8 protein-coding genes and 1 tRNA gene are annotated in these 10,658 nt (G+C 38.1%); 2 read left to right on the top strand and 7 right to left on the bottom strand.

Annotated features, from left to right (window positions below; genetic code table 11):
• Window positions 1-472 precede the first annotated feature (472 nt).
• Window positions 473-547: transfer RNA gene (locus tag JNC77_RS16035), tRNA-OTHER, on the bottom strand.
• Between the two features lie 209 nt (window positions 548-756).
• Here JNC77_RS16035 and JNC77_RS16030 point away from each other — a divergent pair.
• Window positions 757-1,029, top strand: a complete 273-nt coding sequence (locus JNC77_RS16030; protein WP_374834307.1) for a helix-turn-helix domain-containing protein — start codon at window positions 757-759, stop codon at window positions 1,027-1,029.
• Window positions 1,030-1,095: 66 nt separating this feature from the next.
• Here the strand turns inward: JNC77_RS16030 and JNC77_RS16025 are convergent, their stop codons facing one another.
• The 6 genes from JNC77_RS16025 to JNC77_RS16000 form a co-directional block, all read right to left on the bottom strand.
• On the bottom strand, window positions 1,096-1,512 hold the full coding sequence (locus tag JNC77_RS16025; protein WP_374834305.1) for a hypothetical protein: 417 nt from the start codon (window positions 1,510-1,512) through the stop codon (window positions 1,096-1,098).
• A gap of 15 nt (window positions 1,513-1,527) precedes the next feature.
• A complete protein-coding gene (locus JNC77_RS16020; protein ID WP_374834303.1) occupies window positions 1,528-3,606 on the bottom strand; it encodes an AAA family ATPase in 2,079 nt (692 codons plus the stop codon).
• An 88-nt stretch (window positions 3,607-3,694) separates the two neighbouring features.
• A complete protein-coding gene (locus JNC77_RS16015) occupies window positions 3,695-4,255 on the bottom strand; it encodes a metallophosphoesterase family protein (protein WP_374834301.1) in 561 nt (186 codons plus the stop codon).
• Between the two features lie 214 nt (window positions 4,256-4,469).
• Complete coding sequence (locus JNC77_RS16010) at window positions 4,470-4,814, bottom strand: hypothetical protein (protein WP_374834299.1); 345 nt, start codon at window positions 4,812-4,814, stop codon at window positions 4,470-4,472.
• A gap of 2 nt (window positions 4,815-4,816) precedes the next feature.
• Complete coding sequence (locus JNC77_RS16005) at window positions 4,817-6,499, bottom strand: RepB family plasmid replication initiator protein (protein ID WP_374834297.1); 1,683 nt, start codon at window positions 6,497-6,499, stop codon at window positions 4,817-4,819.
• A gap of 1,596 nt (window positions 6,500-8,095) precedes the next feature.
• The gene (locus JNC77_RS16000; RefSeq protein WP_374834295.1) at window positions 8,096-9,646 is read right to left on the bottom strand and encodes a DNA-primase RepB domain-containing protein; all 1,551 of its coding nucleotides are present in this window, start codon (window positions 9,644-9,646) and stop codon (window positions 8,096-8,098) included.
• Window positions 9,647-9,888: 242 nt separating this feature from the next.
• On the opposite strand from JNC77_RS16000, the gene JNC77_RS15995 reads away from it, so the two are divergent.
• The gene (locus JNC77_RS15995; RefSeq protein ID WP_374834293.1) at window positions 9,889-10,248 is read left to right on the top strand and encodes a hypothetical protein; all 360 of its coding nucleotides are present in this window, start codon (window positions 9,889-9,891) and stop codon (window positions 10,246-10,248) included.
• Window positions 10,249-10,658: the final 410 nt, after the last annotated feature.

The following is a 10,658-nucleotide window of genomic DNA, read 5'->3' as shown; positions in this document are numbered from 1 at the left end:
GTAAAATCTGCTCGCTTCGTCATGTAAGTTTCCTTTCAACTCAAGAAAACCTCTCCACTTTTACGAAGCAAGTCCAACTTGGTTTATGGGGCTGGTTAACAAAGGAAGTGAGCCATTCAGCTTTCCACCAGATTTATCTGACTTGGCTACCTACAATGGACCGAGCTTAGAAAATTTAATTCCAGCAATTGGCATTTCACACAATCAAATTTCATTTGCCGGCTGGACTGACGACCGTGCCTGTAATTTCAATTGCACGGTATTTCTCACAAAGCTGCGAGATAAGTTTTAATCCACCGATCACCACCGGTGAACTAATGGAGATACGAATCCCATCGCCCTGCCATGGCGCTGACGCAAACCTTCAGGTGGTCGCTGGGCGGTGGGAATATGTTGCCGATTGTTTCCGCCACTGGTGGCTATTGAAGGGTTTGTTGAATGGTTGGAAAATCAGTTAAGTCATTGATTTTTATGGCGCACCCGACAGGATTCGAACCTGTGACCTCTGCCTTCGGAGGGCAGTTAAGCCCTCTTTAATATCAAGTACTTAGTAGTAAAATCAATAACTTAGCATCGCCTCATGTCGCTGGATGTCGCTATTTGTCGCCGTTCACTGTGCCGGAATTGTGCCAGATGTGCCAGCGGAAAATTAAGGCAGTGGTCACTTTTTTATAATCGACATACGGCGACATGAGGGCTTGACGACCAATAAAATAGCGGTCAACATATTTGTAACAACACTAGCTACTTTTAAATATGAATAATGATATTCGACCGCTTTTATTAAATTATGATGATGCAGCAAAAAAATTAGGATTATCTCGACCAGCTCTACGCGATTTAGTTTACAAGCGCAGAGGCCCAGCAACGATTAACATCGGCAGACGCACTATGTTCGCGTATAAAGATTTAGAAATTTGGGTAGACGGCTTACGCAAGCCAGCTCCTCAGCCAGCAAATATTGATATGCCTAAGCGAAAGCGCGGACGGCCATCTATTGCTGATAAAATGTTGCGAGGCGAATTATAAAAAGAAACAGCTCTGACTATCATTAAATCAGAGCTGTTTAACATTTTTGATATGTAATTAAATTATTTAATGTCCATAAGCTTGATACATACCCTGAATTAAGTATTTATCATTTTGACACGCAAAGCCGTCACCCAAGCCGCCTCCCACATCAATATATCCGTCATCCCTGGTTACAATGAAAAAATAACCGTTTTGAAGGCTTCCTGAAATTCCGTCGTCATAAGACTGATGAACGTCATAATTAATCGGACCCCTTTCGAATTCACCGGAAATTTTGCAGATAATATCAAGTGAATTAAAACGATCTGCAGCAACAAATGTTACCTCATATTTATTACCTGCTTTTTTATCGATCTCGATCCAGCATTGGCCATTTTTATCATTACAATCACCGCCATAGTCGCCAATAAACGGATCTCGAGCATATGCTGTGGCAGTGAATGATGATGCTAAAAGAGCTGCAATAAGTAGTTTCTTCATGTAGTTCCCCTCTTTTTAGTGAATATTTTGTGTGTGCAACATTTCATTCATTGCAAGTAGAATTGGCTGGTCAATGCGATCAGTTTTGCTAAAAATTTCTTCAATTTCAGCACCTGAAAGTTTTCCTTTACTGATGAGTGCCGCGGCTAAATTTTCGACATGTTTTTTACGAGTTTTGATGACATGCTCCGCATAATGCATGCAATCATTGAGCATGTTGCTCAATTTGTCTTGCAAATCCCGCCTCATTCTGAGAGCCGAAAATACGGATTCTCGTGTCATTTCAGCGGTACAAACGATGTCATCTCCCATGCCCGCGGCTAAAATCATATGTGCTGCATAATAGGTGGCATGTTGAAGATCGGCGGCACAACCAGTTGAGTGATCACCATAAAAAACCTTTTCGGCAGCCATACCACCGAAAATTCTTTGGATATATTTACTGATATCTGAATTTGTGATGAAAAACTCAGATTGATGATGTCCATATTTGACAGAACCGCCGGCGAAATAATCCGTATTTTCAATTGAAATTTCAGTAATAATTTTAGCTTCAATAATCGGATAGCCGAATTCATGAGCTACTACTGCGTGTCCAGCTTCATGGATTGCCATTCTTTCGATAATTTGTTGCGATAATTTTCTCTTAGGTGGTAATGCTGCCAATAAATCTGATGTCTGCAATTCTCGTTTTTGTCGACGAGCAAACCGCTTTGCTTGTCTCACAATTTGTTCAATGTCAGCACCTGAAAATCCGTCAGAAATTTCAACAATTTCCGACAAATTTTGATCTTTCAATTTATCTTCGAGATGAAATCGTAGAATACCTTCGCGTGCTGGCTCATCTGGAAGCGGAATTTCGATATGCTGATCTAGTCTGCCAGCTCTCCTAAGAGCAGCATCAATTTTATCGGGAAAGTTTGTTGCGCCCAGCACAACAACACCCTCAATTCCGAGTGAGCCGTCGATGCATTCGAGCAAAGCGTTGACAACTTCAGTTAAATACTGAGCGTTCTGACCTTCAAATTTCGAACGATCGCCAGCGCTATCGAATTCATCGATAAAAATAATGCAAGGAGCATTCAACTTAGCTTTTTGAAAATCCTGTCTCATTGCTTTAAGCATATCGCCCAAATGTCCGGTGCCGCTTGCTTGCCATTGCGCTAGCGATGTGGGCAGAAAATTCACTCGACAGCTACGTGCAAGTGCTGCAGCAAAGGTGGTTTTCCCGCATCCGGGAACACCGGAAATCAGCATACCTTTATCGATTTCAGACCACTTAATTTTGCCAAGTTTCCAATCAGCAATATCCTCTGCCAGGTCTTCTCCCCATGTCTTAGCGGCACCAAAACCATGGAGTTCAGATAGCTTAGGGCCCTTTGGCGGCATCAGGAGACGATGTTTGCTGGCAATTTCTTCAATTTTATTAGTATCAGGTTTATTGCCTTTGTTGCGAGAGCTTCTGAGCAGGCTTGCGCACAAATCGAAGCTATTTGATAGCGACCTGTACTTTTTGAAAGCTAATTCAATGATTTCAAATCCCGCATCTCTAGCGATAATCGTGTCCGCAAGGGAAACTTCAGCATCTTTATCGATGTATCGTACAATCGCTTCTGCAATTAGAATTTCATCAAGAAAATCATCTAAATAGAGTACTTCATCGCTGACAATCCGAATTTCCTCGGGAATATCTTGAAATCGCTCTGCAATGATGAAATTTCTATTATTTTCTGAATACTTAAATAAAAGATTTTTAAGTGAGAGCGGTTCTGGGTGATCGTATCTAAAAACACTCGTAGATTCAGAAAATCCGGAGATTAAATCTGCATCAAAGTCAGAATCTAAAAATTTTTGAAGAATTAGCGATACGAATGTAGAATCTTTGCCAGCCACGATAATTGCGGTACACGGAACACCTGATTTTAGAGCATTAGGAAGCTCTTTTTGAGCTGCTAACTCAAACGTTTTCCATACTAAATACTCACCGATAGTTTCGATTTTGGGTACAATGATAGCGCCTTTTGTACGCTGCTCATTTGAACATTCACGTTCATTTTTATCGTGTTTTAGGCTTTCATTCAGGCGGTTTTTCATATCTACAAATCCCTTTTTTCGAAGATCATTTCGATCTCAAAAAGAAGCCGTGGCTTCTTTGAGCTTCCGTAGAAGCAAAACTAAAAAATCAGGAATTGTAGTTGTTTATTAGCGGCTTAAGCCCTTGCGTGAGCTGCTTAAAAGTTCGCGGACGGAAGTTTACATCAGCGCTATCAACGCCGACATCACGCGACAAGCCGTTTTGGTACAGCATATCATGCGAGTGACCATAAAAATGATAACTGTTGTTATAGTTGCTGCTCGGCCATACGCGATGAGCATAATGCGATAAATAAAGGTACTGACCTTCGTCGCGTGTATAGACTGCATGAGCTGGCGGTTTGTGCCAGTTCAAATCCGCAATTTTCTTCAGCGCATTACCATCGCGATCAATATCGTGATTACCCAGCACTAAAATTTTACGGCCATTTAATTGATTAAAAATGTACTCAGCATAGTCGTCAGAACCGAAGCAGAAGTCGCCTAGGTGATACACAATGTCATTATCAGACACGACTTCATTCCAAGCATCGATCATCGCAGAATCCATTTCCTCAACTGAAGAAAATGGGCGATTGCAAAGGCCAATGATCATCTCGTGTCCGAAATGAGTATCTGAAATGTAAAATTTGTTGACGTAGTTTTTCACGTAGCTTCCCTTTTTTAATAAAAATAATGCAAGCGAAATCAGGCCATGAAGGCCGGAAAATTATGCAAATATTCGTATTAAAAAGGATGTGAAATTCATCGTGATACGCCTCGCGTCGCTTGCCCATCGCATCATGATGAAGCGACCAACAAGGAAACCAAAACATATAGGGACCCTATTTTTAGTCAAGGCCCCTTGGGTTAATTAAAATTAATTATTGCGGAAATTGACGGAAACTGCTCGGAGCATCAATAGATTTCTTTAAGTTCACCCGAGCTCGATTTACGACAATAATATCAATAAGAAAGCTATGTTCGTAATCTAATCTAAGTTCATTTTTAAGTTTTAAAATTTCATCTTCATCGTCATAAAAATTAATTTTATAATCTATTCTATTGTTTAACTTATCACCTCTTAAAGCACTGTTCACGTCAATCAAAAATGGAATTAGATCATATTTTTTATCATCTTCAGCTTGCTTAGATTTTACAAATATCTTACTCAAAAAAACTTCTAAAGCGTCAATTGGGGCAGTTAAAATTATTGCTCTATCGTACATTGTTATCTCCACTCAAACGGTTTTTTTTCTAAATGTTTTCCAATATATTTAAGTATGCGAAATAAGTCTTTTGGGCCGACTTGAAATTTACCTAAATGCCAATATCCTGTGAAATCTGAATATATGTAAATATTGATATATTTATCGCCGCTGAAGCCCATGTTTACGATAGTTGTTGCAACGTCGGTTTTTAAAATTTCCTTGTTGTAAGTGTCTGTATTTAATATCAGATTTTCATATTTATCTAAGTTTTCGAGAGCTTCATTTTTGCATTCTAATTCTATTTCATTATATCTTTTTTTAAAGTTTTCTTTGAATTCATTCCTTTCAATTTCTTCTTTATTCCGCTTCTCAAGCAGCTCTTCTTTAGTCAAATATTCTTCAATAATTATGGGTTTATTTTGATAGCGGACTGGCTTGTTTTTAATAAGTCCAGCATCCTTCATTCTTTCGTATCTTTGTAATTCAGCATTGTTTGCTAGTGCTTGAAATCTCTCTTTATAAAGAGAGATATCTGGATCAATAAGCTCTTCGCATATCAATCCCCACGCGGCATCATCAGCGCCATACATCTTAATTTCGTTCAATAGTGAGCGACCGCGATATCTTCTGCAGTGCCCCATATCTCCGGCTTCTATTCCAGATAAAGACTCTTGCAAAGCAGTCATCCACAGTCCGAAAAAGTCTTTAGCTTGCGTTAAGTTTTTCGGATGATCATCGTCAAAGTTATCTTTATTTTCTCGATATATACGCTCTGCTTTAAGCCATAAATCAGAGTTTACGCGGAACTCTGTAAGGTCAGAGCCGCCTGAAAAAACTGGTCTTTTAAAAGCGCGGAACACTCTTAAATATCTATGAGAAATCGGTTTTAACTCAAACTTGAAATAAATTTTCAATACAGGTTTACCACGACCTTTTCCGTTGATTTCATTGATAGTAAAATCGAATTTTTCACTACTAAAATAGTGACTTCCTTCGTTGTTTATGCCACCCAAAATTTTACTTTTGAACTTTCTATATTCGTCTTTGTATCCGATTTTTTTGATAAATTTTTTAATGTCATAACTAATGAAACACTGATTATCAGTCTGATTTACAGTCCATTTATTCTGTCTTAATTCAGATATAAAAATTTTATAAAGCCTAAACATATATTTAGATGTGATGTTTTTTATATGATACATTTCGATATATGCATATTTTTTCATACATCTCATCATCTCTTTAATAGAGTCTGAAAGTTCAAAGAACACATTATTATCAGCAGTAATTTCATACGAATTTAGCATAGCAATATTTCTATATTTCTTGCTGTAATTCATCGTCTGTTTTGTTAATCGCTCCAACGATTTTTTAAGTGCACCGATACGATAGTTTGAACCGAAAAATTTGGTAAAGGCTTTAAAAGTAATACCGCACCTTTTCTTATTCATTGTCTTGTCAGAATCATAATGAATAGAGATAAGAAACTCATGTAAAATCATATCATTGCATGTAAGGATATCCTCGCCGCACGGTACACCCTGAAGCAATTCAAGAGGTCTGGGAGACTCTGGAAGTGTAATGGAGAGAGAACCTTCTTTAATTGATTTTAATAGATTTCCCCGACTTAAAGGTTTGAAATAATCTTTTATTTCAACTCTTCTGAAGTCCCAGCCATAATGATTTATTTTCCTTATTTTCATTAACAATTCTCAAAATACATAATATCAATGAGATAAAGATAAGTGCATGATTTAGCTCAAGTCAAATTGTGAGATAATTCGTATATCAATTTTGTTTACTGCATCAGCTGTCGCGCCAGTTATCTAAGCAAACTAATTGGACGTTTCCGCCGGCTATTAACCACTACTATTAAATACATCGATTTCGTTATTTAGGGGTCGCAAACAATTCATATCAACCAATTGAATTCGTTATCTAATTCACGGTTTTCTATAAAATTACTATTTGACGATACAGAATGATAGTAAATCAGCTTCTAAATTGAGAGATATCTGGATGTCAGTATCTGTAGTCCATAGATTACCTTCTTTCCGTTAATTAGGGGTCGTAAACGAATTGACTTAAGTAGTTGATCTAACAGAGTAAATAAGCCTTTTTACGTCGAACTGTAATTGACGATACAGAATGATAAGAAAATAGTTTTAAAATAGAAGATAATATATATACCGCTGCGCGGTGAAGAATGCTCATTGCCGCAGGCTAGGTGATCCGTCTTCGACGGAATATAAGATCGCTCCGCTCTCTTCTGTGTGCGTAATATTGAGCGCTTGCGTGTAATGATATGAAAAAGCAAATAAGTGCGCTTAAAACGCGTTTATGTCAGTTTTAAAGCTAATCATATCAACGTCGCATATCTGTTAAGCAAGCATAGCATCAGCGTTATACACATTTCGTAATTTATGTATAACTGAAACAGCTGAAGCTCATAAATTGCTTTTTAAGCAGCACAAGCTACTTGAGCAGTGCATTGCATGTAAAGTGCTTAAACAAGCGCTGTACGAGCTTTATAATCATCGCTACATCAGATGAGCTGGCATATCTTGCACAACGCTCAACTGTTCACATCATCAAAGCTACTGACTGATAACACTATGCGCTTACCATAGCTGCACAAACCCCAAATCTGTTAATTAGGGGTCGTAAACGTTTGGCATTAACCATTTGATTTAATTATCTAATTCACGGTTTTCTATAAAATTACTAATTGACGATACAGAATGATAGTAAATCAGCTTCATTTGAGTGTGCATATTGTTGTCGTTATTCTGTATCCCTTGTTTTCCCTATTTCTGTGATTTAAGGGTCACAAACAATCCTTGTTAAGTTGTTGTTTTTATTGCGATATACGCTGATTTCTGTGAATTTACTAAATGACGATACAGAATGATAAGAAAATAGTTCTAAAAGAGTAGATAATATATACCGCTTCGCGGATTAGATGCTCATTGCCGCAAGCTAGGTGATCCGTCTGTTCGACGGAATAGAGGATCGCTCCGCTCCCTTAAACTCCGTTCTGTATGTTTAAACATTGATTGCGTCTGAAAGAGCTGCAAATTGATTTTAAGCAGCTTTGATGAGCTGTGCAGTGCTTTGATATATAAATTGAGAAAGCATGTGCTGTACGAGCTTTATATCTACCGATGAATTGGGTGGTACGTTTGCGACCTGGGCGTTATCTGGGTTATCTAAGCCGTCACGTCGTTGCGTGATAAAGCAGTGCTGGCAATTAGCTGGATACGTTTTAACGGCTGTAAATTGATTTTGAGAGTATATGATTAAGCAGCGAAGTAGCTACTGGCTAATTGCATTGTCATATTGCATAGACGGTTTTTAGCACTGATAATCTTTACGAACGGATATAAACCATTTTCTGTACGGTGTTTATCTTTGCGATTAAGAAAGCCAGCCAAGCGCATGGGGTGTATCATACCGACAATTTTCTCATCACCGTACGCGCGGTTTAGGTCTTTAAATAACTGGTTGCGGCATTTCACATCACTATTTGATTTCGCGATTTTAACGACTGCTTGAAAGCTATCTTCTGAAGTTTGAAGCTCAATGCATGGGGAGTACCCCACACTTTTAAATTCATTCATTGTAGAGCAATTTAAATCATCGATTAGAATGTACTCAATATTTTTATCGAGCGGAGTGATGAACAGGTTCCAACCCTGTAAATTGAGTTTTGACATCACTGGTATCAACTCAAATATTTCATGTGCTGACAGAGCATCTTTATCTAAATGCTTCTTGCCGATATTTTGACCAATTTTTTCACCGTCTCTAACCGACATGGCAGTGATACGATACGCGGCTGCTGAGAGCGCATGTAACTGCTCTTCGACAGCTTTGAATTTTACATAATCTGATTTTGATAAATTATTGAATGCACAGTTTTTAATAGCAGTGTTGCTTACCTTAGCTGCATCATCTCCGAAATTTTCATAAAGCCAGTTCACTGACTCTTTGTATGACATATCGTTTAAACGTTTAGTCAAATCGATAGCATTTTCATTTTTCTCAATAGTACCGCTGTGTCCAAGCTTAAGAGCTACAGACTGTATTGGTATGAGACGCAATTTGTTGATCTGCTCTTTAGTCAGCTCGGTTGCGATAGATAAAATGGTTTTTTGAGTATCTGGTTTATTGACCTGATCCGCCTTGGACAAACTTCTCTCAGCGATTTTAAGACGAGCGCTGGCAGATGCAGTGTGCAATAAACGTATTTCTTCTTTGAACTGATCAGCATCATCTAATAAGCCGTATGCTTTGCTCAAATTAATCCGTTTTGCAACGCGTAAACTTTCACTAGCTGAAATACCGTGATCAATAAGTCTATCTTCCCACTGCTGATGTAATTCAGATATCTGCCGTGGCCCAAACATCTCTTTGCTTGACAATTTAAAACCGGATTCAGACTTAACAAGCGGAATAATGACAGCGATGATAATCGGCTCACTATTCATATCTAACGACGCATGAACACATCGACTACCGAATGTCTTATACAACAAAGACAGTGCTTCAGATTTTAATATCGTGATTTTATGTTCGTCTAATTCAGCTGAATTTTCAGATTTATAAAGCCAGCCGTTCGTGATGGTGAGTTTTATGACATTAGCGATTACCGCATCATGCCTGACATTGTTTATATTATGTCGCTTCAATAGCTCATGTACTGCTGTCTCAATGTCAACATTGCCACTTAATAGCTCGTTGCCCAAAATTTCTACAGAAATCTGATCAAGCGACGGCTGACCATTAGCTTTGATCTTTGAAACGTTCAAAAACGGCTTTGCGAGTATCGTAGAGACGCTGTAATTCATGATTAAATAGCTCGATATAAAATATATCTCATATTACTCATGAGCTGCAGATAAATACAAATTATCCTAAATTTATAAAATTTCTACACATTATATACATATAGCTTTCTCAACGTTTACAAGCATTTGCTCCTCTTATCATAGTTCTCCATGCATAAACTGCCGGCGGCGGCTTCTGTTTTGAAGGTTGCGATATAACTCCTTAATTTATCTCGTAGAGACGCTAGACAAGGAGAAGCGATATGCCAAGGCCAGCTGAAACTAATAAACTGAAAAATGAAAGACAAAAGCGCTATCGTGCAAAATTGAAATCAAATTTAGAGCCTGAGGCTGATCGCGCTGATATTGCGCTTGCGTCGTCCGTTTCGGCTTTGGTAGTTACACTTATACACGATAAAATGGGCAGCAAAAGCGATCAGATAATCGCACAAATCATTCTTAAGAGCGCTGTCAACATTCTTATTTCTAACGGCTACTCTAAGGAAAAATCGATTAAAGTACTTATGAGAAGAGTATCTCTAATGTATCGTCCTGACATCGATGTTTTTATTGAAAATGCGAAGCTGATTAAGCTTTTAAAGCGATATAATAAAATTCATTGATTTCATTTATTTTTGATCGATTTCAGCGTCTCTATTATACACCCCCATTTTTCTATATATTTTGTATTCCCTTAGTTACTTCTTAGTAAAAAATCAAAAATATAGAGATTCTCGTAGAGACGCTGAAAAGTAAGCGGTGTTTCTGACGTGAGTCCTGCAAATGGGATGACAACGACATAACCTTTACACCCGATTCAATAGCCCCATTATACGCCCTTTCAAAAAAACGGCGGTCTCTACGATAAACCCTCCATGAAGCGCTCAGAGACAAGCTATAAATTGTATTGTCCTGACAGTAATAGCAACTTCTAACATAGTAAAATAGACGTGAAAATCTTGCAGTGGAACCATTTTTTACTAATAACTTTAGATAACATTGATTTCGCCTCGGTACGCCATTATGCATTAAA

Source organism: Paenochrobactrum pullorum (genome assembly GCF_041929845.1).
Taxonomy (GTDB): Bacteria; Pseudomonadota; Alphaproteobacteria; order Rhizobiales; family Rhizobiaceae; genus Paenochrobactrum; species Paenochrobactrum pullorum.
This window is presented reverse-complemented; position numbering and strand designations above follow the sequence as displayed.

What these genes read in the sequence shown, in the direction of transcription:
- JNC77_RS16010 (WP_374834299.1), bottom strand. Translation starts at nt 4,814, where the DNA reads ATGTACGATAGAGCAATAATTTTAACTGCCCCAATTGACGCTTTAGAA.
- JNC77_RS16025 (WP_374834305.1), bottom strand. Translation starts at nt 1,512, where the DNA reads ATGAAGAAACTACTTATTGCAGCTCTTTTAGCATCATCATTCACTGCC.
- JNC77_RS16020 (WP_374834303.1), bottom strand. Translation starts at nt 3,606, where the DNA reads ATGAAAAACCGCCTGAATGAAAGCCTAAAACACGATAAAAATGAACGT.
- JNC77_RS15995 (WP_374834293.1), top strand. Translation starts at nt 9,889, where the DNA reads ATGCCAAGGCCAGCTGAAACTAATAAACTGAAAAATGAAAGACAAAAG.
- JNC77_RS16005 (WP_374834297.1), bottom strand. Translation starts at nt 6,499, where the DNA reads ATGAAAATAAGGAAAATAAATCATTATGGCTGGGACTTCAGAAGAGTT.
- JNC77_RS16000 (WP_374834295.1), bottom strand. Translation starts at nt 9,646, where the DNA reads ATGAATTACAGCGTCTCTACGATACTCGCAAAGCCGTTTTTGAACGTT.
- JNC77_RS16030 (WP_374834307.1), top strand. Translation starts at nt 757, where the DNA reads ATGAATAATGATATTCGACCGCTTTTATTAAATTATGATGATGCAGCA.